Genomic DNA, 23,966 nt, shown 5'->3' with positions numbered 1-23,966 from the left:
GCGCTGGATTTACGATTGGCCTCAGAAAAGGTTGCGTCTCCGCCAGCCGCGCCGCGAGTTGCGGACAGCCATGCGGCTTTTCAGTCCGGCCCATTCGCTACAAAACGGGCCGCTGACGGATCGCGCAGCCAGTCAAACGGCAGTTGAAAGGCCAAATTTCGACCGGACTCAGGGGCGTTCTAGCCCTTCCACGTCACCCGATACAGATCGAAGCGGCGGTCTTTCAAGTTCTGCACGGCCCCGGATTGTCGGCTGGTCAGCAGGCTTGTCATTGACAGATCTGCCAGCGCGATGGTCTCGGTATTGGGCGCTGTGTCCGCTGCCACGCCATCGCGCGCAAACGGGAAGTCGGACGGCGTCAAGATCGCGCTTTCGGCATAGTGGATGTCCATATTCTCGACATTGGGCAGATTGCCGACGACACCAGACATCACAACATAGCACTGGTTTTCCACGGCCCGGGCCTGGCAACAATAGCGCACCCGCAGATAGCCACGCCGTTCGTCGGTGCAGAATGGCACGAACAGGATCATCGCGCCCTGATCGACCAGATGCCGGGCCATTTCCGGGAATTCGCTATCGTAGCAAATCATCACGCCGATCGGCCCGCAATCGGTTGGAATAGCTTCCGCGCCATAGCCACCCTTGATGTTCCACCAGCGCACTTCGCTGGGGGTCGGATGCAGCTTGTCCTGCGTGTAGACCGCACCGTTGCGCAGGAAGACATAGGAAATATTGCGGATATCGCCATTGTCCATCCGCGTCGGATGGGAGCCGCCGATGATGTTGATATGATAGGAGACCGCCAGCTGCTCCATGAACCCCGTAAACCGCTCGGTATATTCCGCAATTTTCTCAATCGCTTGTGCCGGCTCCAGCTTTTCCCCTTCGAGCGAAAGCAGTTGCAGTGTGAACAGTTCCGGAAAAGTCACGAAGTCCGCGCCATAGTCCGCGGCAACATCGACAAAATATTCGACCTGTTCTTCAAATTCTGTCTGCGAGGCAATCTTGCGCATCTGGAACTGCACGGTCGCCACGCGTACCGATTGCGGCAGCCGGTCATGCGGTGTTTGGGTCTCAATCTTGGCGTCTGCGGCCAGCGGATTTTCCCAAAACATATGCACGGCATGGCCGCCTGACGGCGTGTCGCTTGGCATATAGTCTTTCAAAATCCCGATCGGCTCAAAACCCTGATTGAGCTGAAAATTGATCACCGGGTCACGAAACTGCTTGTCCATGACAGCGGCCAGATAGTCCGCCGGATCGGGATATTTGCGCTTGCGCCGGGCATAGCCAGGCAGGCGCCCGCCAAAGATGATGCCTTTCAGCCCCAGATGCTGACAGAGTTCGCGGCGCACCTTGTAGAAACGCAGTCCGATGCGCAATCGCCGGTAATCCGGATCAACGCTGACCTCCATGCCATAGAGGATCTCACCATCGGGATTGTGCCGTGCGGCAAAACCGCCACCGGTGATTTCGGCCCAGCTGTGGGCTGCGCGGGCGGTCTTTTCGGCAATCTGGAAGGTTGCGCAATGGCCGACAATCTTGCCTTCATATTCCGCGACCAGCTGGCCCTCGGCAAAATTGTTGATCTGGCCCCGGATTTCCTCGGTCGAATAATTCTCGCCCTTGCCATAGACCTTGCGCGACAGGGCCGAGATTTTTCTGGCATCTTCCAGTTCCGCCATGCGGATGATAAGTTTTGGTTTTTCTGCAGTCATGCGCGCCCATTAGCGGCCTTTTGACCCATGGGAAAGATTTGTTGTGACCAATGTTGTCTGGCGGGCTGCCGCCACCCGGAACGGGGCCGCCTGAACAGCGGCATTGCTCAAAACCGCCGCCTTGAGGAATCAGCCGCCGCCTCAATATTGGACGGGACTAATATCCCTGGACGGAACCACCATCGACCTGAATTGCGGTGCCCGTCATATAGCTGGCAGCCTCGGACCCCAGGAAAACCGCGAGATTGGCGATTTCTTCAGGCTGGCCGATTCGCTGCATCGGAATCTGTGCGGCCATGCCTGCTGCAATTTCATCGACGCTCTTGCCGGAAGCCGCAGATTGCTGCTCGAGGATTTGGGCGACGCGATCGGTCTGGGTAAAGCCCGGGCATACTGTATTCACGAGCACATTGTCAGCGGCTACCTGATTGGCGAGGGTCTTCGCCCAGCCCAATACAGCCATTCTGATGCTATTGGAAAGAGTCAGTCCGGGCACGGGCTGTTTGACCCCGGAAGACGAAATATTGACAATCCGGCCCCATTTTTGAGACCGCATGTGGGGCAGAACCAGTCGGGTCGCGCGGACGACAGACATCAAAGTCAACTCTACGGCCTTTTCCCAGTCATCATCAGCCATCTCGGCAAACAGTCCCGGTGGCGGTCCGCCCGCGTTGTTCACCAATATATCGATTCCGCCAAATTCCTTGGTCGCTGCATCGACGACCCGTTCGATATCTTGCGCCTGGGATACATCGCCGATCAGCGCCAGACAGCCCGGCATTTGGGCTGCAGCGGCATCAAGCTTGTCCTGAGACCGGCTGCAGATCGCCACTTTTGCGCCACACGCATGGAATCCCAACGCCGTCGCCAGTCCAATACCCTTGCTGCCAGCCGTAACCAGCACCACCCTGTTTTTCAGATTCAGTTCCATGGCTTCATATTTGGCGGAACGGCACGCGGATGTATAGCGATAATCAGGCCGATCCACGCAACACCTATGGCCAATATAGATAGTGGGGCACCCGATCTGTGCATTATCTCGCAGCGGTCAGGTTTTTGCCCAATATCGCGTAACTTCGGTGGCCCGCCTACCTGCATCGCGCCATTAGCGAGGTGTCACCCAGTCCCGAAGCGACGCGTTCAGATTGTCAACTATGATCGGCTTGGAAATATGGCCTTGCATGCCCGACTCCAGGCAATGGGCTATGTCTTCGGGGTAGGCGTTTGCGGTGATTGCCAGGATCGGTAGCCGCTCTTCGGTATATCCTTTGGCGCGTATCGCCCTTGTCGCTTCATGGCCGTCCATTACCGGCATTTGCACATCCATCAGCACCAAATCGAAGGGGGCGTGCGCGCGCTCTGCCGCTTCCACTTTTTCAACGGCGTCGGCGCCGTTGACCGCGAGGACAGCTTGATAGCCGAGCCTGTGAATCATCTCTGAAATCAGCGTTTGGTTGATGTCATGGTCTTCCGCGACCAAAATTCTGCCGTTACAGCCTTGTGTAAGCGGTTTGTCGACCTCCGTCTCTGGAAACTGTTCAACCACTATCTGACCCTTCTCAGGCTCATCGGACAATTGGCCCTGCGGCACGCCGACCGCGACCTGCAGATGAAAGGTCGTGCCCTTTTTTTCTGTGCTGCAAACGTCGATGGTGCCGCCCATAAGTGAGGCCAATTGCCTGCTGATTGTCAGGCCGAGACCACTGCCGCCAAAGTTTCTGGTCGTATTCGGGTCCGCTTGCTCAAACGGAGCAAATATCGCCTCAAGCCGGTTTGCCGGAATCCCGATTCCGGTATCTTCTACAAACACATGCAGATTGGTTTCGCCGTCAACAGGGTGATCCACTTCTACCGTCACGGTCACCGCGCCGGTCTCGGTGAACTTGACGGCATTGCCCAGCAGATTGAGGACTATCTGACGCAAAAGGCCGGCATCTGTCAGTATCTGGTCGGGTATATTGTCCTGGATCAGCAAATGAAGGCGGAGCTTTTTCTGTTCGGCGAGGGGCGCCATCAGACTCACGCAACTTCTGATCACATGGCGTATTGACATCGGTTCTATGGTGCAATTGGTCTGGCCGGCCTCCACCTTTGAAATATCAAGAATATTGTTGAGAAGTCGCATCATCGCGTTTCCGGAGTCCAATATCATCCGGGCATGATCTTCCTGTTCCGAGGGCAAGTCGCTGTCCAACAGCATTTGCGCAAATCCCAGGACCCCGTTCATTGGTGTTCTGATCTCGTGGCTCATATTGGCGAGGAACCTGGTTTTGGCCTCCGCTGCCCGTTCTGCACCATCGCGAGCGGCGATCAGTTTCTCTTCTATCTGTTTTCGTTCGGTTACGTCGGTGATGCTGCCGACAATCCCGACGAAGCTGCCATCTTCATCAACCAGTCTCGAAAAGCTCAACTCAACATCGACCATCGCTCCCTGCTGATGGTGTATGGATCCTTCGAAACGGGCGCGTTTGACGGCACCGGATTGAACATGAGCGAGATGAGTTTCCAACAACTCAAGGTTTCCACCATCGAATGTTTCGGTCACCGCCTCTCCCAAACTGTCGTCAACCGGCCTGCCCGTGAGCTTTTCCCATGCCGGGTTCAAAAACTGCCATTGCAGATTTTCATTCGTCCGAAAAATGACCTGGCTGACATTTTCCAGCATGGAGGCGCGCACTTCGTGGTGCATCCGCAGCGTTTTCCGGATTTTGGCCATTTCCGCCAGCATCGCTGAAGTGGGCATGCCTATTGCGAAGCAACTGAGCAGAAATACCTGCAAGATGAAAAACTTTGCGATCAGGGGAAGATCGACTGAGTAAAACGGACCAGTTTCAAAAGCCGCGCAAATAACGACCACAACGGCGATCAGGCCGATCGATACCGAAGTGCCGGGTGTGCCCAGTCTGAACGCATTCAGCAAGACGAGCGGCGCCACCAAAAAAAACACCGGGAAATCGAGAAAGCCAAAAATGAGGATTGCGGATGCCAGAGTGAAAGACTGAATCACCAGCCATTCTATCCGGCTGGCGGAAAGGTACATGCGCTGGACATAACCGCTCGTTTTTCGCGTTGGTCTGACAAGATCAATCACGACCATAATCGCTGGGCTGAGCAACAGCATGCCGAGGCCGTCAGTCGCGCTCCATTGCAGCCAGGACCAAAGGAATGACTCCCAGTTGCCGCTCGACAAAAGCATGCCTGCAAAAAACCCAGACGCCAGCGGGGCCGCCAGTCCGCCGACTAGACAAAATTTGCCAAGTTCGGACGGCTTTTGCATATCTGGTCGAGGATGCCCGAGCCGCCGCATGAGCTGCCAGATCAATATTATTTCAAACTGGTTCAGGCAGGACATCGTGATCGCCTGACCCAAGGGATCGCCCGTTAAAACATTCACCGCGATATTTGCGGCAAATCCCGCCGCAAGATAGTAAGGCACATTGCGCCGTATTGATCTCAGAATGACGGCGACCAGGAAGGCATTGGCCAACCAGACCACTGCAATTCCGCCGTCATCAGACGTCAGGCTGATCCCGCCCCATGCCAGCGCGCCAAAAATTGACGCGACGCCCAAAGCGGACAATCCGAGCATCCATGGGGTCTGGTGAGTCAGGAAAGCCTTCATTGGCCACCGCATAAATTTGATCTGTCCATCATGGTGAAAATGGCCGCCAACCAGATTGACTAGGCGCGGACTGTTGGAACTGCTGGACTTTGTAGCAGCAGTATCGTCGTGATGGCGGGCCATGAACCTGACGCGGCGTTTGCAGCGCCACTGCCTGTTTGGGAAAATTCTACAACACGATCATTCATATATCGTCTCCTGCCTTCGGCACCATGGGCGTTGAGCCCCAGTTTTGGTGCTCGTGCTGGCCTTCTTTCTCGCCCGTTCGCGTCTAGGCGAAATCGGTTAATATATTATCCAACACTCCGTGATACGGTTGGTACCGCGCCGCAACTCGTGCTTTCGGGACTGCAATAGACAGCAGTTGATCAGGCATTTGCATCTTGCTGCATTACAACCGGGGTTTGCAAAAAGCCGCTTGCCTTATTGATTGAATAAGCCAAAGCTGCGCGGCATGTCGGACGAAATAGACGCATTGGGGACCGCTGTCGAAGGCGGTATGATTGCCAAAGCATTAGAAGACGAGAGCTACGGAGCCGCTCTCGGCAAAGACGGAACCTGTCTCAACTGCGGTGCTATTGTAACAGGGAATTATTGTGGCAATTGCGGGCAGCCGTTGCACGTTCACCGCTCGATCGGTGCCTTCTGGCACGACATCCTGCACGGTGTGCTGCATTTTGAAGGAAAATTCTGGCGCACACTGCCATTGCTTGCTTGGCGTCCGGGTGACCTGACCCGGCGTTACATCCATGGTGAGCGTGCCCGCTTCATTTCGCCGATGGCACTGTTCCTGTTTTCGGTATTCATGATGTTCGCCGTGTTTTCTTTTCTGGGCGATCCGTTCTCGGCAGCCGATGCCGACACGGTTGACGGTAATGAAAGAGCGGCGATTATCACCGAAGCTGAACAGCTGGATGACCAGATCGATGCCAAGACAGCGCAACTGCCACAAGCGAAAGGGGCGGAAAAGGCCGAGCTGGAAGACGATATCCGGAATTTGCAAAAAGCCCGCAATATAATGGCCAATATGGCGGGTCAGGAACCGCCTTATCCCCATGTGAAGCTGACCGATGATGGCAGCAATGGGATCAATCCGTCTGCGGTGAAACCGGGTGAAGACCAGGGCCGGGACGCCGATGATTCCGGGGCGACTCAATCGGATGGCGAAGGCAATTTCCATACCGGCTCCCCTGAAGCCGACCGATGGTTGAAGCAGGTGGTAAAAAAGGTCACCGCCAATCCGGACCTTCTGCTCTACAAGCTCAAGGCCAATGGCTATAAATTCGCTTGGCTGTTGATTCCGCTGTCATTGCCATTTGTCTGGCTGACGTTGATTGGTCGCCGTGGTCACCATTTTTACGACCATGCCGTTTTTACAACCTATTCGATCAGCTTCATGTCGCTGTTGTTCATCACGTGCGCTGTGCTGGCCGCGATCGGTGTTTCGGTTAATCTGTGGGGCTTGCTGCTGTTTCTATATCCGCCCTTCCACATGTACCGGCAGATGCGCCACGCTTACGGAATGTCACGCTTCGAGGCTCTGGTCCGCACATTTTTCTTATTGTTGTTCACCGTCATAAGCCTGTCTTTATTTTTCGTTATTTTGCTTGCACTAGGCATTTTGGGATAAGATCATGACATTCAAAATCGATCGCCGCCAGTTGATGGCGCTGGGAACATTCGGCCTTGGCGCACTCAGCGTTCCGGCTTCGGCGGCGCTAATGGGCGCAAAGGGCTTCACGCATGGGGTTGCTAGCGGCGAGCCGTCGCAAAGTTCGGTGCTGCTGTGGACTCGCTATGTGGGCAATGGCGATGTTAAGCTGACAGCGGAAATATCGGCGAATGCAGACTTTTCCGGAGCGAACATAGCCGGTGAAGTCGAGGCGCTGGCCGATCGCGACCATATCGCAAAAATAACGGCGCAGGATCTGGATCCCAACGCTTGGTATTTTTATCGATTCGTTGCGCCCGATGGCTCGAAATCCCCGATCGGCCGGACGCGGACTTTGCCTGAGGGACCGACTGCCGAATTCAATATAGGCGTGGTCGGTTGTTCCAACCTGCCGTTTGGATATTTCAATGCTTACGCTCATGCCGCCCAGAATGCGTCGCTCGACCTGATCGTGCACACTGGCGACTATCTCTACGAATATCCGGTTGGAACCTATCCCTCGAAGGCGCTGGCCGGGCGGACCATTGATCCGGCCTCCGAGATTATCCATCTCGCTGATTACCGGCTGCGCTACGGTGCCTATCGCAAGGACCCGGATTTGCAGCGTTTGCACCAGGTGCTGCCAATGATCGCGATGTGGGACGATCACGAATTTGCCAATGACGCCTATAAGGGGGGTGCGCAAAACCACGATCCTAGCGAAGGCGACTGGGAAACGCGCAAGCGCGCTGCCGAGCAGGTTTACAGGGAATGGATGCCGGTCAGTGATAAGCCTTATGGCAGCCCGCGCTGGAGCGAATATCAGATTGGTGACCTCGCCACCCTGTTCCTGACCGAAAGCCGGATTACCGCGCGCAGCAAGCAGCTTGATTTGGGCGCGGCGCTGAAGGGGCAGGAAGATATCCAGAAGGCGCTCGAATCTTTCCGCGACAATGTCTGGCAGGACCCCGACCGGCAAATGATCGGCGGCGAACAGGAAGCCTGGCTGGCAACCGCGATGCAGAAATCGAAGGCGGCCGGCACCAAATGGCAAGTCTGGTCCCAGCAGTGCGTGATGGGTGAATTGAAGCTGCCCCAGGAAGCGACCAACTGGGTTGCTCCCGATGCACCGGCTTATGCGAAGGCTCGGCTGGCTGTTGGCGCACTTGCCGCCAAAATCGGGCTGCCGATAAATTTCGACAGCTGGGACGGCTATCCGCAGGCCCGCGAACGCGCGCTGCAGGCGGCGCAGGGTGTCGATGCTGACCTGATTGTCCTGTCCGGTGACAGTCACAATGGTTGGGCCTTCAATCTGGAAACCGCTGACGGCAAAGCAGGTGTGGAATTTGGCGGACACAGCGTTACCTCGCCGGGCCTTGAATCCTATCTGTCCGGAGCCAAGCCGGAAGTGGCAGCGAGGGCCCTGCAGGAGACCAATGGCCAGTTGCAATGGGCCGATACGTCGAATCGTGGTTATATGGCTGTTGCGCTTACTCCCGAGAAAGCGACCTCGACCTGGCATTTTCTGGACACGATCCGGGCCAAGTCGACGGCTTTGCGAGGCAGCAGCAGTCAAACGGTATTGCGGGGTGCGAACAAGCTCACCTGATGGCAGTTCAAAATTCTTTAGAGCACAGCAGGCCTCGACATTCGCACTAAAATTACGCAAAGGCACCACTCCTGATAACTTAGCTTAAGAGCCGACCGATAATGTCCGAAGAATTTTACCGCATAAAACGCCTGCCGCCCTATGTCTTCGCTGAAGTAAACGCGATGAAGGCGGAAGCGCGGGCCCGCGGCGAGGACATTATCGATCTCGGTATGGGCAATCCAGACGGCATGCCCGCGAAACATGTGATCGACAAGCTGTGCGAAACTGCCAACGATCCAACCGCGCATCGCTATTCCGCGTCGAAGGGCATCAAGGGCCTGCGTAAAGCGCAGGCTGCCTATTACAAGCGCCGCTTTGACGTGGATCTGGATCCCGAAAGCGAAGTGATTGTAACGCTCGGCTCCAAAGAGGGACTCGCCAATCTTGCACAAGCGATCACCGCGCCGGGCGATGTGGTGCTCGCGCCCAATCCGTCTTACCCGATTCACACGTTCGGTTTCATCATTGCCGGAGCCGCGATTCGCTCTATTCCCGCCGCGCCGGGGCCGGATTTCTTTACCCGGCTCGAATATGCGATGAGCTATTCCGTACCAAAACCTTCGGTACTGGTGATGGGGTATCCCAGCAATCCGACCGCCTATGTCGCTGATCTCGATTTCTACCAGAAGGTCGTTGATTTCGCCCGAGAGCATAAATTGTGGGTGATCAGTGATCTGGCTTATGCCGAGATTTACTTTGGTGATACGCCGACACCTTCGATGCTGCAGATTGAAGGGGCCAAGGATTGCGTGGTCGAATTCACCAGCATGTCGAAAACCTATTCGATGCCGGGCTGGCGGATGGGCTTCGCAGTCGGCAACCAGCAGCTGATCGGCGCGCTGACGCGGGTGAAATCCTATCTTGATTATGGTGCGTTCACACCGATTCAGGTGGCGGCTACCGCAGCGCTCAATGGTCCGCAGGATATCATTGAGGAAAACCGGACACTCTATAAAAAGCGGCGCGATATCATGGTCGAAAGCTTCGGTCGCGCCGGATGGGACATTCCGCCTCCGGAAGCCAGCATGTTCGCCTGGGCCCCGATTCCGGAACAGTTCAGCCATCTCGGGGCGATGGAATTTTCGAAACGGCTGATCGCCGAAGCGGGAGTGGCGGTCGCGCCGGGACCCGGCTTTGGTGACGAGGGCGAGGGCTTTGTCCGGCTGGCGCTCGTGGAGAATGAACAGCGCATTCGCCAGGCCGCGCGGAACATCAAGAAGTTCCTGAGCAAGGGCTGACCCGCTTCACGCATTTGGGGCCATCGAACATGATGGCCCAAACCGCTGGTGTTCAGGCTGTTTTCGGCTTCCACTGGCCGGCTGAATAGGGCCGGTCCGCTTGGTTGGATAGTCCGCCCAGCCACAAGGCGCCAATCTTGTCATCGAGCTCGGGAGGATCGAACGGATCCAGCCCCGAGCCTGGATAGAATGTGACTTCGCCGAATTTTGGCTCACCGGCGATTTCATAGAAATCGATGCGTGCGAAATCAAAATCGGCGGCGATCTTTTCGGCGCCATCAAGGATTCTGGCCAGAGAGGCAGGGGCCAAAGGCAAGGCGTCGTCCCCCAGGCGCGATAGCTGTTTCCATTGCCGGTCAAATAATATCCACCGATGGTCGGAATAGCGGTTCATATGGACCTGAACAAACGCTGCCTTGCCGCCAAACACGTAGATTTTATAATCGACAGGTACGGCGTGACCGGTACCGAGATAGGGTTCCACGATATAGCTTCGGGGAATGGCGCGGTAGGCCCATTCGTCCAGCCAAAGCCCGTAAGGTGCGCGCAGCCATTTGGCGGATGCTCGCCGCGCCTTCTTCCAGTCCGCCGGGTTGCGACAAATGAAATTCTGGTTGCAGCCATGGCTCGCCTTCAGAATGAAGGGATAGGGCCATGAAGGATGCTCGGGCAAAACCCGGCCGCTCCAGTAGGTCGGAATGATCCATTTGCCGCCGAGTTTCTGTTCGACATGTTTCTTTGCCGCAATCTTGTCGGCCATGACCGTCATCCTCGGATCGTGGTCGTAAAGTTTCCGCCACTGGACCAGCTCTGTGAAACGGCGCGGCGCGCGCAAGTCCGGCCATCGGCGGTGGCGCCAGAGATAAATGATATATATTCGCAAACGGGCGGAGGGGACGAGCCAGTGCGGCAGGGAGGGCAGATGCCGCAGGTTCATCATTCCATTACGCCTCCCGCGCGATCGCGTTCCCTCCGAAAACGGTCCGGTCCTTCGCATTGGCATATTTTGCTGTCCTACTGCCATGCTTTTATGCCAAGTTGCGGCATGATGTGGAACAACGCGATATATCCGTTTTTCAAGCTGTTAGCGCGGTTGTTCGCCCCATTCCGAAGTTTAGATTATAACCCTGTCAAGTTTGTAAAGTTCGTCCAGAAGGGTAGACACGCATGATCGACCTCTATTTTGCTCCGACGCCCAATGGCTGGAAAATCTCGGTGATGCTTGAGGAGTGCGGGCTCGATTATAATATCAAATGGGTGAATATCGGGGCGGGAGAACAGTTCACTCCCGAATTTCTTGCGATCAGTCCGAACAACCGGATTCCGGCTATCGTCGATCATGATCCGGCGGATGGCGACGAACCCGTGAGCGTGTTCGAGACCGGAGCGATCCTGATTTATCTCGCCGACAAGGCGGAGCGGTTTCTGCCGCACGATCTGCGCGGCCAGATCGCGGCCACCGAATGGCTGATGTGGCAGATGGGCGGGCTCGGACCGATGATGGGCCAGCACGGCCATTTCAAACTCTACGCGCCGGAGCGGATTGCCTATGCCACCGAGCGTTATCGCAAGGAAGTCTTGCGGCTGTTCGGTGTGATGGACCGGCGGCTGGCGGACAACGACTATCTGGCTGGTGAGGAGTACAGCATCGCCGACATGTCCTGCTTCCCCTGGGTGCAGACCTATAAGCGACAGGAAATTGATCTTGATGATTTCGCCCATGTGAAACGCTGGTACGAGACGCTTAAACAGCGTGAGGGCCTGCGGCGCGGCATGGCAGTCGGGCGCGACAAAATTAACCGCAACCCGCAAGACGATGCGCAGACGCGCAAGACCCTGTTCGGGCTGGAAGAGTAACGAAAACGCGCACTGTGCTCCGCACTTGATGCGGAGCTCTGGAGGCAATGCGCCGACCGCCAGGGTTCCGCATCCAGTGCGGAACACGGCAATGAATTAGGAGAAGTGATATATGAAAAAAGTCGATTTCTACTTCGATCTCTCGTCCCCCTGGACCTTTCTCGCTTTCCACAATATCCAGCCGATCATCAAAGAAAATGGCGCTGCGATTATCTGGAAGCCGTTTCTGGTCGGCGGGGTGTTCAACGCAGTGAACCAGGACGTCTATGCGGCGCGCGAGAATCCAGACAATCGCAAGTTCGTCCACAGTTTCCGCGTGCTCAAGGACTGGGCGGCGCTGGCCGGGCTGCCGATGAATTTCCCGAGCGAGCATCATCCGGTCAAGTCGGTGCATGCAATGCGGCTGTGCTGTGCGCTTGAGGACGATCAGGCAGCCCTGCATAAATTTGCGACCGCGGCGTTCAACGCTTATTATGGCGAGCAGCGCAATCTTGATGATCCCGAGGTGCTGATCGCAATCGCCAATGACGTCGGCCTGGACGGTTCGGCACTCGCGGCCCAGACGCAGGAGCAGGCGGTCAAGGACCGGCTGCGCGCCAATACCGAAGAAGCGATCGCGCGTGGTGCCTTTGGTTCACCTAGCATTTTCGTGCCTTTTGGTGAGGGCGAGAGAATGTATTTTGGCAATGACCAGTTGCCCCTTGTTAACTGGGCGATTAAACAGGGGCAATAAAGGAACCGAATCTTTATTTCCGTTCGTGTCGAGCTCCGTCGAGACATATTGGAAATATAAGGCTTCTCGACTTCGCTCCAAGCGAAGGGGGAAGAGCAAAGGATATAAAATGTCAGAACGCGTCACCATTTCCGTCGAGGATCATATCGCCGATGTCCGGTTCAACCGGCCGGACAAGATGAACGCGCTGGATGCCGAACAGATTGATGCGATCGTTGAGGCGGGCGAGAAACTGGCGGCGATGGAGGGCATAAGAGCCATTGTTCTGTCCGGTGAGGGCAGGGCCTTTTGCGCCGGGCTCGATATGGGGACCTTTGCCGCCTCTGCTGCCGCCGCTACCGAAGCCAGCGAAGGTGGTGACAAATCACCGCTCGCCACTACGCTGACCGATCGCAGCTTCGGCAATGCCAACAAATATCAGCATATCGTGCTGCTGTGGCGGAAGCTGAAAGCGCCGGTGATCGCGGCGATCCACGGCCCGTGCATTGGTGGCGGATTACAATTTGCCAGCGCGGCCGATATTCGCGTTGTCGCGCCGGACGCCAAAATGTCGATCATGGAAATGCGCTGGGGCCTGATCCCCGACATGGGCAGTTTTACAACGTGGCGTAATTTTGTCCGCGACGATATTCTGCGCGAGTTGACCTATACCAACCGGATTTTTACCGGCGAGGAAGGCAAGGAGCTGGGCTTCGTCACTCATCTGTCGGACAATCCGCATGCCAAGGCGATGGAAATTGCGCGCGAGATCGCCAGCAAGCATCCGCAGGCGGTACAGGTTGCCAAAGATCTGATCAACAAGCTCCCCGACATGAATGAGGACGAGATCCTGATGATGGAATCGGTAGGGCAGGAGAAGGTCAGCCGCACACCCAATCAGGTCGAGGCGGTGATGGCCTTCATGCAGAAGCGGACCGCGAATTTTACGGATTGAACGGGATTTGCCGCTGAACAGCGTTCGTTCTGAGCTCGTCGAAGACCAGTTGGCTTTTGTAGCAGCATTTCCACCGGCTCAGCACGAACGGCGCGGCTGACTATCCCGTCGTCAGCATCTTCTCCAGTTCGGCTAGCACCTCTGCCCGCAGCGGCTTCCCTTCGCCATCGGTGCGGCAGACGATAACCGAATCGCAGGTGGCAATACACTGGCCGTTCTGGAACATCGCCTGAGCGATCACATAGCTGGATGTGCCGATGGTGCTGACGCCCGAGCTGATCTCGACATCATCGGGATAGTGCCCTTCGCGCAGATAGTTGATCGTCACTGCCGCGACCATGCTTCGCTCGTTCTTCGGCCGGTCGGCCCACGGTCGCAGATTGCGGTTCAGCCGGACTCGGGCATTCTCAAACATCGACGCAAAGGCCACGTTGTTGAGATGCCGGTTCGGATCAATATCCTGAAACCGCGTCTGCATGACGACCGATACCGGATAATTTGCGGCGATCAGCCGCCAGGGTTCAGGGCGCGCCATCTGTGCTCAGCTCATCTTCGCGACGAGATCTTTCTGCAGGGTCTTGCAGATATAGATATACATGGCACCCGCGACCAAGAAGATGCCGACGATATAGATCATCGCCCAGCGCAGGCCTTCCGCGCTTGCGCTCATGCAGACTGCGGCCTTGGTTGCACCCAGCGTCGCGACAAGTTCTTCCGGACTGCCTTTGCAGATTTGGCCCGTCAATTCTGCCGCAAATTGGGAGCTGGCGAGATGGGCGTTCATCAGCATGTCGCTGACAATGCCCATGATCAGCGGGCCGCAGCCATAGCCGATCAGGTTGACGATAAACAGAAACAGGGCGACAGCGGTTGCCCGAGCTTGCGGACTGGCAACACCCTGGCAGATTGTATATTGGGCGCCCAGATATCCATAATGCAATACCGCCGCGAAGAGCAACGCGGTCAGGGCGAGGGGCACGCTGTCCGTGGTCAAGCCCAACCAGTAGAGCGGTACGCAGACAATCAGCATGACGCCCGGAAGCCAGGCGACGACATTGGGATAGCGACCGCTCAGCTTCTCGGTCAGATAGCCGGTAAAAAAAGCGCCGAAAGAGGCTGCCAGACCAAGCGGCACAGCGATTTGCAACGTGACTTCCGAGATCGACATTTCGTGCGCACGCTGGAAAAACGCGACCTGAAAATTGCTGATGCCGTAGCCGACAAATGCCACAAGCGCGGCAGCGAACATGTTGATCCAGAAACTGCGTTTCGCTGACAATTCTCTAACTGTATCCCCTATGCTCATTTTTTGAGGCTTGGTTGCCGTCGGAGGGTCGGCATAGCCGCGCGGTGGTTCCTCAACGGTGAACAGAAAAATCACACCGAAAATTATCCCCGGTACGCCGAGCGCCAGAAATGCCTCGCGCCAGGAAAATATTTCGGTGATCGGCCCGCCAAAGGCATTTGCCAGTACGCCGCCGAGCGTAATTCCCATCGTGTATATGGCAATCGCGCGGGCGCGGCTCCGTGGCGGGAAATAGTCGGAAATGATCGAATTGGCCGCCGGCGTCAGGCCCGCTTCCCCGATACCAACACCGACCCTGAAAACGAGCAACGCGATAAAGCTGCCAGCAATCCCGCACAGCGCGGTCATCAGCGACCACAATATGACGCTGGCGGCGATGATCCTGACGCGGTTCATATGCTCTGCAAGCCGAGCAATCGGGATGCCCAACACGGTATACATGAGCGCAAAACCAAAGCCCGACAGCAAGCCGAACTGCCAGTCCTGCAGCTTGAATTCTTCGATTATCGGTTGAGCAACCACGCCGATCAATATGCGGTCGATGAAGTTCAAGGTGTACAGGAGCATCAACGAGAGAATTACGTAGTTTCGATACCCACCCGACCGATAGGCTTGCCCGGTGTTCGTCACTGATGCCGCAGCTTGTGTTGCGTTCATGCTCTCTCCTTTTTTCAGGTTGATGGCCTGAACTTCGCTGCAAGTCCAGCGGACTTTGAAGCAATGCGACATCGCAATCGATCCCAAGACCCGGTCGTCTCAATGATGATTGATTTCACGAACCGGTGGATTTCTGCTAAAGTAGCATTTCGTATCAATCGCTCAGATCATGGAAATCAGGGGGCAGATATGGTGCCGAGAGCGCAATTCTTGCGATATTCGCCAGCTTCATGCTGCAAGCCGGGAGCCGGAAATTCTTCGCTTCGAAGGTTGGTCATCGAAGCGGATCGGCGAATCCGGACGTGACGAGCGCGGCGGTCACAAAGTTGAATGACGGACAGCGCGCATGCTTGCGGCTGGTATTGGCACATCTCAATTCCAAAGAAATTGCGCGGGAACTGGGTATCTCTCCCCATACAGTGGATCAGCGGCTGCGAACCGCGATGCGCATTCTAAACGCGCACTCCCGTTTTGAGGCGGCACGCATATTTGCCAGTTTCGACCAGCACAACACATATCAGCCATTGATATATCAAATGGCGGCTGTTGAGCCGGCCAGCAAAATCGTGGAACAGCAGGTCGCATCCGGAAGGCCAAGTAGCGAAAAGCTCGGGGTGATGGATGATGGTGGTAATGAGGAGAGCGGCGGCGCCAGCACGATTAGGGAGGAGTCCCGAATCAGACGCCGACCGCTGCCCATTCCCCGCTATCATGGTGAGAAAAACAGTCTCGCTGCGGTCGAACGATTGGGGTGGATATTGGCCATCGCGATCGGGGCTGCCTTGTCTTTCGGTGGACTGGTTGCGGGGCTGGAAGCGCTGTCTCGGCTCAAAGGCTGATCGCTGTGTTTCCGGGCCAGCACGTCCCGGGTTCGATAGAGAGCACTGGGGTGCCGGGGTTTCAAACGCTTGAGAAAGGGAACATGATGCTAAAGGACAGACGCACTGCCGCCGAAAATGTGGCGAAAAGATTATTTGCAACCGAGCAGGCGATAGATGACGCGATCAGCAAAATGGCCGATCTGGTCGGCTATCTGCCAATCGCCAGAGCCAATGCGCACTTGTCCGCCGTTGTCGGCCAGGACGCGATTTCGCAGGCAGCGGCCTCCCTGAATGCAATGGTTGAGGCCAGAAGAAGCCTGGTTGCAACGCACAACCGGCTGGCAGAAACGCGTGATCAAATTGGCTTGCAGACGCTTGCTATGGGACACACTGATACGAAGCCGCCGCTCCAGGCTGAGAATAGAAATATCGTCAATATGACCGATCATGCGGCGTGATCATTCGTGATATTAGTTTTGCCGAGGGTCAATGAAAAGCTTTTAGAGTGGGCGATCGCGTTATGATCTTTCACACGCTCTGGGCTTATCTCTATTATGCATTTCTACTCGTGTGCTGTGGATATGCAATTATGCGAGGTGGTCGCTCGGAATATTATGGTGCAGGGATCATGACGCTTGGTTCTTTGTCCACTCTTGCGGTTGCGCGCGCATTTGGCTCGTCTTGGAGCCAGGTAGAGGTAGGTATATTTGCGATCGATGTCGTCGGTCTCGTGGCACTGATTTTTCTCGCTTTTCGATCTGATCGTTTCTGGCCGATGTGGGCAGCCTCTTTCCAACTGCTTGCAGTGACCATTCATACCGTGATGCTGCTTGATCCGCAGATCACTCCTTGGGCTTTTGGTACTGGCGCCGTTTTCTGGGCCTATCCGATGTTGTTGGCGCTAGCGATCGGTTCCTGTGAGAACGTAGTTTTAGCGCCTGATCGAAGAGTCAGGGCCGGATAGTATCGGCTGTACGAGCCGCAGAGTTTCATCTTCATAGTTCAGATCTTCGCAGAAACCGCTTTCTGCGAAACCGCGGAGTATTGCCATGCCGAGCGAACCAATTTTGTCCTTTGTCGACTTTCTGCAAAAGGAATTGCTGCTATTTGGTAGTCTCTGTTTCCTGATCGGCTCAGCCGATGACTTGCTGTTTGACGGCCTGTGGATTTTCCACAGTTTAAAACGCAGGCTGCTTGTTTATTCCCGCTACGAGCGGGCCACAATAGAAAGTCTGAGACCGTCTCCCGCCGAATGCCGGATGGCGATCTTTGTACCCGCTTGGCAAGAGGCGCCCGTGATCGGCGCGATGTTGCGTCGCTGTTTGCAGCAATGGACATCAACCGAATATAGAATTTATGTCGGCTGCTACCCCAATGATGACGAAACTGTGGCCGCCGTCGCGGCGGCATCGGCGGGCAGCGACAGAGTGCGGCTGGTTATCTGTCAACGCCCCGGTCCCACAACCAAGGCGGATTGCCTGAATCATCTCTGGGACGCCTTGTGCCGCGATGAAATCGAAGAACATCGCAACTATGCCGCGATTATTCTGCACGATGCAGAGGATATCGTTCATCCCGATGCCTTGCGACTGTTCCAGCATCTGATTGGTCGGGCCGCTTTAGTTCAATTGCCAGTGATTCCACGACGCGCGAAAGGATCACGCTGGATCGCCGGGCACTATTGTGACGAATTCGCCGAATTGCACGGCAAGCAGATGGTGATGCGGGAAGCAATCGGCGCCTCGATACCGTCCGCTGGGGTGGGCTGCGCTTTCGCAAGGAACGCTTTGCAAAGACTGGCAGTTCAAACACAGGGAAAACCCTTTGACGCCAACAGTCTAACGGAAGACTATGAACTGGGCCTCAATCTGACGAGCGGTGGTTCTCGCGGCATTTTCGCCCGGCTCAAGGACCGACACGGGCAAATGGTCGCGACGCAGGAATTCTTTCCGGAAAAGCTCGAGGATGCGATTCGTCAGAAAAGCCGTTGGATGGCTGGCATTTCCTTGTCCGGCTGGGACCGACTTGGCTGGCAACAAAGCTGGCGAGAGAATTGGATGCGGCTGCGCGATCGAAAAGCCAGTTTTGCGGCGCTTGTGCTGGCGATCGCCTATGTTGCTTTCATTTTGACCGGCGTGATTACGGTCGCGGAGATCGCCGGCATTTATGATCCTCAGCCGATTTCTGAATTTCTGACCATGTTGCTGTATCTCAACGCCGGCTTCCTGACATGGCGGCTGTTAATGAAATTCTACTTTGTTTTTGCTCTTTATGGTCTGCGCGAGGCCTTTTTGTCATTGCCACGAACGATTGTGGCCAATTTTATCAATATAATGGCGGTTTGGCGCGCTCTTAACCAATATATCGATCAGCTGGGCGGTCAGCCTGCGCATTGGGACAAAACAACCCATTTCTATCCCGACGCACACAATATAAAGCAGCTCAGGCCGCAATATCTCGGCGACGGAAAAGGCTGATTTTTTGCTGGGTACCTCCGCAGGAGCGCCCTTGCGAGCAATCGCAATTCTGGCAGCGATTTGGATCGTGGCCCGGATAATCTCCTGGACCAGCCCCGTTGATATCCGGCCGTATCCCGTCAACTCGATGAATGACGCCGCTGCCCACGATGGTGCGAGTGAGAAACGAAAAAAGCTCGCAAAGCGTCGTTTGCCTGCGCCAGAGCAACACCAGCACTTGGTTGGTGCACAATCCGCCTATCACTCCAAGCCGGCCGCAAAGCCTCACTTGCTTAGGTCCGCGATAGAGCAATCGCCCACCTTTACGATGTCCGAACACGCCGCTTTTCATCGGCAGCATGAAAGGAACGAGCTGGGTTTTTCTCTCCCGACCAATACCGCAAAATCAGTTCCGACAGGAAAGCAGCCTGTCCGACCCCTGACGCTGTTGCCGAGCTCCGGGAACCCACGCCGCAGCAACAGGGTGGGTGGCTATTTCTGGATATATGCCCGAGCAAATCCGATGGTCCGGCAGCGAAGCGGCGTGGTCCCTGCGCGCTCCATATCGAACGGGCAATATGGTGGCAGTCAAGCGGGCGCGATATTGTCCTATCGGATATCGGATCGACCACATCCTGACCTATCGGTCTACACGCGCCTCTCCGCCGCACTTGCTCCATGGAGCCAGCAGGAAATCGCATTGGGAGCGCGCATGCGCCCCATTCCGGCCATCCCGCTTTCCGTCCACGCCGAACAACGCTTTGATCTCGGTACGGGCCGCGATACCGGCACTGCACTCTTTTTGACCGGTGGCAGCGGACCGGATCAGCTTGTTGAAAGGCTCTCACTCGAAACCTATGCGCAAGCAGGCTATGTTGTGGGACGCAATGAGACCTATTTTTTCGACGGGTCGGGGGTTCTTCAGCACCCGATAGCGGATCTGGGCCCGACCAAATTGCTGATCGGCTCGGGAGTCTGGGCTGGCGGTCAAAGGGGGATTGGCCGAATTGATGTCGGGCCACGAGCCACTGTGACGGTTCCGATTGGAAAGATATCAGCGCGTTTCGCAATTGACTGGCGCCTCCGAATTGCAGGCAATGCCCGTCCCGCCAGCGGCCCGGCCATAACCTTTTCCACAGGGTTCTGAGAGGCCCTGACTTCCGGTGATTGGAAGCGGTGCGTTCTTTTCTCGCTCTGCAGACGGCAACGCTCTTTATCCCGCAACAAAAAGAGATTAGTCGGTGGGGCCTATGGACATATACCTGCCAATTGCCAATCTCTCGGTTAATGCTTTCGTCATCATCCTGCTCGGTGGACTGGTGGGCATATTGTCGGGCATGTTTGGCGTAGGTGGCGGGTTTCTGACCACGCCATTGCTGATTTTTTACGGCATCCCGCCGACCGTTGCCGCCGCTTCTGCGTCGACTCAGGTCACCGGAGCCAGCATTTCGGGCGTCGCCGCCCATATGCGCCGCAAGGGAGTCGATTTCCGGATGGGCGGTATATTGGTCATCGGCGGAATCTTCGGCACCATGATCGGAACCGGGCTTTTCCAGATTCTGCAAAGCTGGGGGCAGATTGATACCGTAATCAACGTTCTCTATGTTTTGATGCTTTCGAGCATTGGTGGCTTGATGTTCAAGGAATCATTACAGAGCGTCCGCGCCGTGCGTTCCGGTAAGCCTCTGCCGGCGCGGAAAAGGCGGCATCACCCCTTGGTCGCCAACCTGCCGTTCCGATATCGATTTTATCGTTCTGGTCTTTATATTTCGCCGATCGCACCGTTCATACTCGGCCTGCTTACCGGCATTCTGACCATGTTGCTCGGGGTCGGTGGTGGTTTCATCATGGTGCCGGCGATGCTCTATCTGCTCGGGATGGGCGCGCAGGTGGTTGTCGGCACTTCTCTGTTCCAAATTCTCTTTGTCACCATTGCGTCCACGATGATGCACAGCATGACCACGCGCGCGGTCGATATTGTTCTGGCCTCGCTGCTGCTGGTGGGAAGCGTAACCGGCGCCCAGCTCGGTGCGAAATTCGCCCAGCGGATGCGGCCGGAGTATCTGCGGCTGGCTTTGGCAAGCATGGTGCTGGTTGTGGCGATCCGAATGGCGCTCGGATTGGGTTTTCAGCCGGACGAAATTTACACGGTTCAGCCACTGTGACGCGGTCCCGTATCTTTTTTTGCAGACTGTTCGCGATGTTCGCCATCGCCACCCTGACCATCGGTGCGACGCCGGTTCTGGTCCCGGAGGTCTCGCAGGACCGGATCAGCATCCGCGGCGATTTTAACGGTGCACAATTGCTGCTGTTTGGCGCAATTACCTATCCACCGGGAACTCAAAATACCGATCAGGCCGATATCGTCGTCGTGCTCAAAGGGCCCGTGGAATCGATTGTCGTGCGCGAAAAACAGAAGATTGCCGGCATCTGGATCAATGCAGCAAGCAGTGAATTCCGGTCTGCACCGGGCTTCTACGCGGTGGCTTCTTCCAAACCGATCGATGATATCGTCGACGGCAAGACAGCTGATATCTACGAATTGGGACTGCATCATTTGCAGCTTTCGCCTGCCGGCGCGATTGACAGTCGGGAACTGGCCCGCTTTGTCGACGGATTGGTCGATGTCAATTCTCGCAGCAATCTTTTCAAAAATTTGCCCAACAGCGTCAAGATCACCAACAGTGTATTGTATCAGGCGCGCATCAATCTTCCCGCCAGTGTTCCAGTCGGTGATTATACGGCAGAAACCTTCCTGATTATTGATGGTCGGGTAGAAGCTGCTGAAGTCAAGGATATTACGATCGAGAAGATCGGAATGGGCCGTTTCATTACTAATCTTTCGCAGAAGAATGGCTTTCTCTATGGCCTGATCGCTGTATTCATTTCGGTTTTCCTCGGCTGGTCCGCTGGTTATCTCTTCCGGAAAATGTGACCGCCGTGTCCCGCCGGGCGACTTGTCTCGTGCTGGTGCTGGTGCAGTAAATCTTCCTTAACCATGCGCCGTTAATCCTGCACGTTCGAACGAAAAACAGGAAAACGGTAATGTCCGATATGAGTTCTCATAACTTCTCCGACGCGAGACCGCTGACGGTTCCTCAGCCAGAGAAGCAGCTCGATGAGGGCGGTGTACCGACTCCGACGCGCCGGCAAGGCCACAAAATCGGGGAAATAATCGAGATCGCCGGATCGAGTTCGAAAGTCGTCATGGATGTGGAGGTGCTTGCGAGCTTGCTCGATCATCCGGACGTAACCGTGCAAATGGCTGGTCAGGTCGGCAGCCAGGTGAAAATTCGGGTTGGCCAGACCTGGTTGCTGGCGAACATCCGGACGCAGAGACTTTATGAAGGGCAGTCCGGATTGGTGGTTGCCGAAATCGATTTCCTTGGCGAAGGCGACGAAGAAAAACTGACCGGCAAAATTTATCAATTTCGCCGTGGGGTTACTCGCTATCCTACACCCGGTTCAGATGTTTACGCGGTGACAACCGCAGACCTGAAGCAGGTCTATGCGTCGGACGGCCGAGCCAATATCGAGGTCGGCATGGTCTATCCCACAAAAGACATTCGCGGCGCACTCTATGTCGACGCTATGCTCGGCAAGCATTTCGCTTTGCTCGGCTCGACCGGTACCGGCAAGTCGACCGCGGCTGCGCTCATTCTCCACAAAATCTGCGATCTCGCGCCCGAGGGGCACATCTTGATGATCGACCCCCACGGCGAATATGCGTCGGCTTTCAAGGATAATGGCAAGCTTTTCGACATCAACAACCTGAACCTGCCCTATTGGCTGATGAACTTTCGGGAACATTGTGAAGTGTTTGTCCAGTCGAAAGGCGATGCCAAGCAGATGGATTGTGATATTCTCGCAAAATGTCTGCTTGCCGCAAAAGTCAAAAGTCAGGGTTCGTCCGGAACGGGCAAACTGACCGTAGATTCGCCAGTGCCCTATTTATTGTCCGATCTGACATCGATCCTGCAGAATGAAATGGGCAAGCTCGACAAGGCGACCAATAGTGCGCCCTATCAGCGTCTGAAAAGCAAGATTGAGGAGATAAAGGCTGATCCGCGGTACAGCTTCATGTTCTCCGGCATGCTGGTCGGGGACACGATGGCGGCCTTCCTTACCAAGATTTTCAGGCTGCCGTCAGAAGGCAAACCGATTTCGATTATCGATGTGTCCGCCATGCCATCCGAAATCACCCCGACCGTGGTATCGGTACTGAGCCGTCTGGTGTTTGACTATGCGATCTGGGCCCGCGAAGAAAAACAACGCCCGATGCTTCTGGTCTGTGAGGAAGCGCATCGCTATATCCCCAATGACGATTTTGCCGAGGAAAGCAGCGTCCGCGACATTCTCAGCCGTATTGCCAAGGAAGGCCGAAAATACGGGGTTTCATTGGGCCTGATTACCCAGCGTCCATCCGACCTCGCCGAGGGTGTGCTTTCACAATGCGGTACGATCCTGGCGATGCGGCTCAACAATGACCGTGACCAATCTTTCGTGAAAGCAGCCATGCCGGAAGGTGCGCGGGGTTTCCTCGACTCGATCCCGGCTTTGCGGAATCGCGAAGTGATCTGTTGCGGCGAAGGCGTTGCGATCCCGATCCGCGTCTCGTTGGATACGCTGGTCGAGGAACGCCGCCCGGCTTCCGAAGATCCGATTTTCACCGACCTGTGGCGCGAACATGGCGAAGAAGAAGAGAGTGTCCAGCGGGTCATCAAGCGCTGGAGAGCGCAAGGGCGATAAAGGCGCGCCCGTTTGTCCATGGGTTTCGGCGGTTGATCGATCCCCGCTTATAAATTATCCGGTTTCGATTACATCTGTAGTCAGAGGGCCGCGCAGAGGGCGGGGCCAACTGATACGGAGCATTACATGATTAACCGTCATATCATCCCGTTGCTCGCGGGATTGGGTCTTGTCGCTGGCTCTTTTTTGCCAGCCATGGCTATTCGTGCGCACGACGCCAAGCATTCGGATAAAGATGTGGAGTGGAGCGAATCGCTTGCCCGGAGTGTCAAAGCGCAAGTCAAAGCTGGTCTGGCCCAAGGCGCCATTGGTATGGAAAAGGGCGCGGTAGAGATGCGGCGCGGGGCGGAAAAAATGGAGGCCTATGCGTACCGGCTAGAGCGGGATGCTGAATTTCGGGAGAGGGAAGCGTTGCGGCAAACTGCTAGCCAGGCCGAGAAAATCACTGCCGACCAATTGCTGGAAAGCGTTCCCAAAATGCGGCGTGGCGCAGAAAAGATGCGCGAAGGAGCCGAGAAAATGCGCGCCGGTGCGGAAAAAATGCGGCGCGGCGACGACAGCTAGGAGATA

Annotated in this window: 21 protein-coding genes; 15 read left to right on the top strand and 6 right to left on the bottom strand. The window is 55.9% G+C overall.

What is annotated here, in order from left to right:
* Positions 1–179 precede the first annotated feature (179 nt).
* The 3 genes from ACN0WW_RS07675 to ACN0WW_RS07665 all read right to left on the bottom strand — a co-directional run bounded on the left by ACN0WW_RS07675 (position 180) and on the right by ACN0WW_RS07665 (position 5,355).
* Positions 180–1,721, bottom strand: coding sequence for a GNAT family N-acetyltransferase (locus tag ACN0WW_RS07675; RefSeq protein ID WP_417611067.1), 1,542 nt, complete (start codon positions 1,719–1,721; stop codon positions 180–182).
* Positions 1,722–1,878: 157 nt separating this feature from the next.
* The gene (locus tag ACN0WW_RS07670; RefSeq protein WP_417611065.1) at positions 1,879–2,709 is read right to left on the bottom strand and encodes an SDR family oxidoreductase; all 831 of its coding nucleotides are present in this window, start codon (positions 2,707–2,709) and stop codon (positions 1,879–1,881) included.
* Between the two features lie 117 nt (positions 2,710–2,826).
* Positions 2,827–5,355, bottom strand: coding sequence for an ATP-binding protein (locus tag ACN0WW_RS07665; RefSeq protein WP_417611063.1), 2,529 nt, complete (start codon positions 5,353–5,355; stop codon positions 2,827–2,829).
* A gap of 442 nt (positions 5,356–5,797) precedes the next feature.
* On the opposite strand from ACN0WW_RS07665, the gene ACN0WW_RS07660 reads away from it, so the two are divergent.
* The 3 genes from ACN0WW_RS07660 (at position 5,798) to ACN0WW_RS07650 (ending at position 9,883) form a co-directional block, all read left to right on the top strand.
* Complete coding sequence (locus ACN0WW_RS07660) at positions 5,798–6,973, top strand: DUF3667 domain-containing protein (RefSeq protein ID WP_417611061.1); 1,176 nt, start codon at positions 5,798–5,800, stop codon at positions 6,971–6,973.
* A 4-nt stretch (positions 6,974–6,977) separates the two neighbouring features.
* Positions 6,978–8,603 carry an alkaline phosphatase D family protein gene (locus tag ACN0WW_RS07655; RefSeq protein ID WP_417611059.1) on the top strand — a complete coding sequence of 542 codons (1,626 nt, stop codon included), beginning with the start codon at positions 6,978–6,980 and terminating at the stop codon, positions 8,601–8,603.
* Between the two features lie 101 nt (positions 8,604–8,704).
* Positions 8,705–9,883, top strand: coding sequence for an LL-diaminopimelate aminotransferase (locus ACN0WW_RS07650; RefSeq protein ID WP_417611057.1), 1,179 nt, complete (start codon positions 8,705–8,707; stop codon positions 9,881–9,883).
* A gap of 52 nt (positions 9,884–9,935) precedes the next feature.
* On the opposite strand, the gene ACN0WW_RS07645 is transcribed toward ACN0WW_RS07650, so the two are convergent.
* Positions 9,936–10,823 carry an ATP-grasp fold amidoligase family protein gene (locus ACN0WW_RS07645; RefSeq protein ID WP_417611055.1) on the bottom strand — a complete coding sequence of 296 codons (888 nt, stop codon included), beginning with the start codon at positions 10,821–10,823 and terminating at the stop codon, positions 9,936–9,938.
* A 227-nt stretch (positions 10,824–11,050) separates the two neighbouring features.
* Between ACN0WW_RS07645 and ACN0WW_RS07640 the strand changes: the two genes are divergently transcribed.
* The 3 genes from ACN0WW_RS07640 to ACN0WW_RS07630 all read left to right on the top strand — a co-directional run bounded on the left by ACN0WW_RS07640 (position 11,051) and on the right by ACN0WW_RS07630 (position 13,407).
* Positions 11,051–11,740, top strand: a complete 690-nt coding sequence (locus ACN0WW_RS07640) for a glutathione binding-like protein (RefSeq protein ID WP_417611053.1) — start codon at positions 11,051–11,053, stop codon at positions 11,738–11,740.
* Positions 11,741–11,852: 112 nt separating this feature from the next.
* A complete protein-coding gene (locus ACN0WW_RS07635; protein ID WP_417611051.1) occupies positions 11,853–12,473 on the top strand; it encodes a 2-hydroxychromene-2-carboxylate isomerase in 621 nt (206 codons plus the stop codon).
* 109 nt (positions 12,474–12,582) lie between these two features.
* Entirely contained in the window at positions 12,583–13,407 is an 825-nt protein-coding gene (locus tag ACN0WW_RS07630) for a crotonase/enoyl-CoA hydratase family protein (RefSeq protein ID WP_417611049.1), read from the top strand.
* 100 nt (positions 13,408–13,507) lie between these two features.
* Here the strand turns inward: ACN0WW_RS07630 and ACN0WW_RS07625 are convergent, their stop codons facing one another.
* Positions 13,508–13,942: an acyl-CoA thioesterase gene (locus ACN0WW_RS07625; RefSeq protein ID WP_417611047.1), complete on the bottom strand. Its 435-nt coding sequence runs from the start codon at positions 13,940–13,942 to the stop codon at positions 13,508–13,510.
* Between the two features lie 6 nt (positions 13,943–13,948).
* On the bottom strand, positions 13,949–15,370 hold the full coding sequence (locus ACN0WW_RS07620; RefSeq protein WP_417611045.1) for a spinster family MFS transporter: 1,422 nt from the start codon (positions 15,368–15,370) through the stop codon (positions 13,949–13,951).
* Between the two features lie 230 nt (positions 15,371–15,600).
* Between ACN0WW_RS07620 and ACN0WW_RS07615 the strand changes: the two genes are divergently transcribed.
* The 9 genes from ACN0WW_RS07615 to ACN0WW_RS07575 all read left to right on the top strand — a co-directional run bounded on the left by ACN0WW_RS07615 (position 15,601) and on the right by ACN0WW_RS07575 (position 23,960).
* Positions 15,601–16,209 carry a helix-turn-helix domain-containing protein gene (locus ACN0WW_RS07615; protein ID WP_417611043.1) on the top strand — a complete coding sequence of 203 codons (609 nt, stop codon included), beginning with the start codon at positions 15,601–15,603 and terminating at the stop codon, positions 16,207–16,209.
* An 83-nt stretch (positions 16,210–16,292) separates the two neighbouring features.
* Positions 16,293–16,649, top strand: a complete 357-nt coding sequence (locus tag ACN0WW_RS07610; RefSeq protein WP_417611041.1) for a hypothetical protein — start codon at positions 16,293–16,295, stop codon at positions 16,647–16,649.
* A gap of 62 nt (positions 16,650–16,711) precedes the next feature.
* Positions 16,712–17,155, top strand: coding sequence for a hypothetical protein (locus ACN0WW_RS07605; RefSeq protein WP_417611039.1), 444 nt, complete (start codon positions 16,712–16,714; stop codon positions 17,153–17,155).
* 85 nt (positions 17,156–17,240) lie between these two features.
* The gene (locus tag ACN0WW_RS07600) at positions 17,241–18,668 is read left to right on the top strand and encodes a glycosyl transferase family protein (protein WP_417611037.1); all 1,428 of its coding nucleotides are present in this window, start codon (positions 17,241–17,243) and stop codon (positions 18,666–18,668) included.
* A 502-nt stretch (positions 18,669–19,170) separates the two neighbouring features.
* On the top strand, positions 19,171–19,794 hold the full coding sequence (locus tag ACN0WW_RS07595; RefSeq protein ID WP_417611035.1) for a hypothetical protein: 624 nt from the start codon (positions 19,171–19,173) through the stop codon (positions 19,792–19,794).
* A gap of 103 nt (positions 19,795–19,897) precedes the next feature.
* Positions 19,898–20,812 carry a sulfite exporter TauE/SafE family protein gene (locus tag ACN0WW_RS07590; RefSeq protein WP_417611033.1) on the top strand — a complete coding sequence of 305 codons (915 nt, stop codon included), beginning with the start codon at positions 19,898–19,900 and terminating at the stop codon, positions 20,810–20,812.
* Between the two features lie 35 nt (positions 20,813–20,847).
* Positions 20,848–21,582, top strand: coding sequence for a TIGR02186 family protein (locus tag ACN0WW_RS07585; RefSeq protein WP_417611031.1), 735 nt, complete (start codon positions 20,848–20,850; stop codon positions 21,580–21,582).
* A 110-nt stretch (positions 21,583–21,692) separates the two neighbouring features.
* On the top strand, positions 21,693–23,396 hold the full coding sequence (locus tag ACN0WW_RS07580; RefSeq protein WP_417611029.1) for an ATP-binding protein: 1,704 nt from the start codon (positions 21,693–21,695) through the stop codon (positions 23,394–23,396).
* Positions 23,397–23,522: 126 nt separating this feature from the next.
* On the top strand, positions 23,523–23,960 hold the full coding sequence (locus tag ACN0WW_RS07575) for a hypothetical protein (RefSeq protein WP_417611027.1): 438 nt from the start codon (positions 23,523–23,525) through the stop codon (positions 23,958–23,960).
* Positions 23,961–23,966 lie beyond the last annotated feature (6 nt).

It is taken from the genome of Parasphingorhabdus sp. (assembly GCF_048269865.1).
Lineage (GTDB): Bacteria > Pseudomonadota > Alphaproteobacteria > Sphingomonadales > Sphingomonadaceae > Parasphingorhabdus.
Note: the sequence above shows the minus strand (reverse complement) of the source record. Positions and strands in the feature narration are given on the sequence as shown.

What these genes read in the sequence shown, in the direction of transcription:
- ACN0WW_RS07675 (WP_417611067.1), bottom strand. Translation starts at nt 1,721, where the DNA reads ATGACTGCAGAAAAACCAAAACTTATCATCCGCATGGCGGAACTGGAA.
- ACN0WW_RS07665 (WP_417611063.1), bottom strand. Translation starts at nt 5,355, where the DNA reads ATGCGGTGGCCAATGAAGGCTTTCCTGACTCACCAGACCCCATGGATG.
- ACN0WW_RS07660 (WP_417611061.1), top strand. Translation starts at nt 5,798, where the DNA reads ATGTCGGACGAAATAGACGCATTGGGGACCGCTGTCGAAGGCGGTATG.
- ACN0WW_RS07655 (WP_417611059.1), top strand. Translation starts at nt 6,978, where the DNA reads ATGACATTCAAAATCGATCGCCGCCAGTTGATGGCGCTGGGAACATTC.
- ACN0WW_RS07650 (WP_417611057.1), top strand. Translation starts at nt 8,705, where the DNA reads ATGTCCGAAGAATTTTACCGCATAAAACGCCTGCCGCCCTATGTCTTC.
- ACN0WW_RS07645 (WP_417611055.1), bottom strand. Translation starts at nt 10,823, where the DNA reads ATGATGAACCTGCGGCATCTGCCCTCCCTGCCGCACTGGCTCGTCCCC.
- ACN0WW_RS07640 (WP_417611053.1), top strand. Translation starts at nt 11,051, where the DNA reads ATGATCGACCTCTATTTTGCTCCGACGCCCAATGGCTGGAAAATCTCG.
- ACN0WW_RS07635 (WP_417611051.1), top strand. Translation starts at nt 11,853, where the DNA reads ATGAAAAAAGTCGATTTCTACTTCGATCTCTCGTCCCCCTGGACCTTT.
- ACN0WW_RS07630 (WP_417611049.1), top strand. Translation starts at nt 12,583, where the DNA reads ATGTCAGAACGCGTCACCATTTCCGTCGAGGATCATATCGCCGATGTC.
- ACN0WW_RS07625 (WP_417611047.1), bottom strand. Translation starts at nt 13,942, where the DNA reads ATGGCGCGCCCTGAACCCTGGCGGCTGATCGCCGCAAATTATCCGGTA.
- ACN0WW_RS07620 (WP_417611045.1), bottom strand. Translation starts at nt 15,370, where the DNA reads ATGAACGCAACACAAGCTGCGGCATCAGTGACGAACACCGGGCAAGCC.
- ACN0WW_RS07615 (WP_417611043.1), top strand. Translation starts at nt 15,601, where the DNA reads ATGCTGCAAGCCGGGAGCCGGAAATTCTTCGCTTCGAAGGTTGGTCAT.
- ACN0WW_RS07610 (WP_417611041.1), top strand. Translation starts at nt 16,293, where the DNA reads ATGATGCTAAAGGACAGACGCACTGCCGCCGAAAATGTGGCGAAAAGA.
- ACN0WW_RS07605 (WP_417611039.1), top strand. Translation starts at nt 16,712, where the DNA reads ATGATCTTTCACACGCTCTGGGCTTATCTCTATTATGCATTTCTACTC.
- ACN0WW_RS07600 (WP_417611037.1), top strand. Translation starts at nt 17,241, where the DNA reads ATGCCGAGCGAACCAATTTTGTCCTTTGTCGACTTTCTGCAAAAGGAA.
- ACN0WW_RS07595 (WP_417611035.1), top strand. Translation starts at nt 19,171, where the DNA reads ATGGTCCGGCAGCGAAGCGGCGTGGTCCCTGCGCGCTCCATATCGAAC.
- ACN0WW_RS07590 (WP_417611033.1), top strand. Translation starts at nt 19,898, where the DNA reads ATGGACATATACCTGCCAATTGCCAATCTCTCGGTTAATGCTTTCGTC.
- ACN0WW_RS07585 (WP_417611031.1), top strand. Translation starts at nt 20,848, where the DNA reads ATGTTCGCCATCGCCACCCTGACCATCGGTGCGACGCCGGTTCTGGTC.
- ACN0WW_RS07580 (WP_417611029.1), top strand. Translation starts at nt 21,693, where the DNA reads ATGTCCGATATGAGTTCTCATAACTTCTCCGACGCGAGACCGCTGACG.
- ACN0WW_RS07575 (WP_417611027.1), top strand. Translation starts at nt 23,523, where the DNA reads ATGATTAACCGTCATATCATCCCGTTGCTCGCGGGATTGGGTCTTGTC.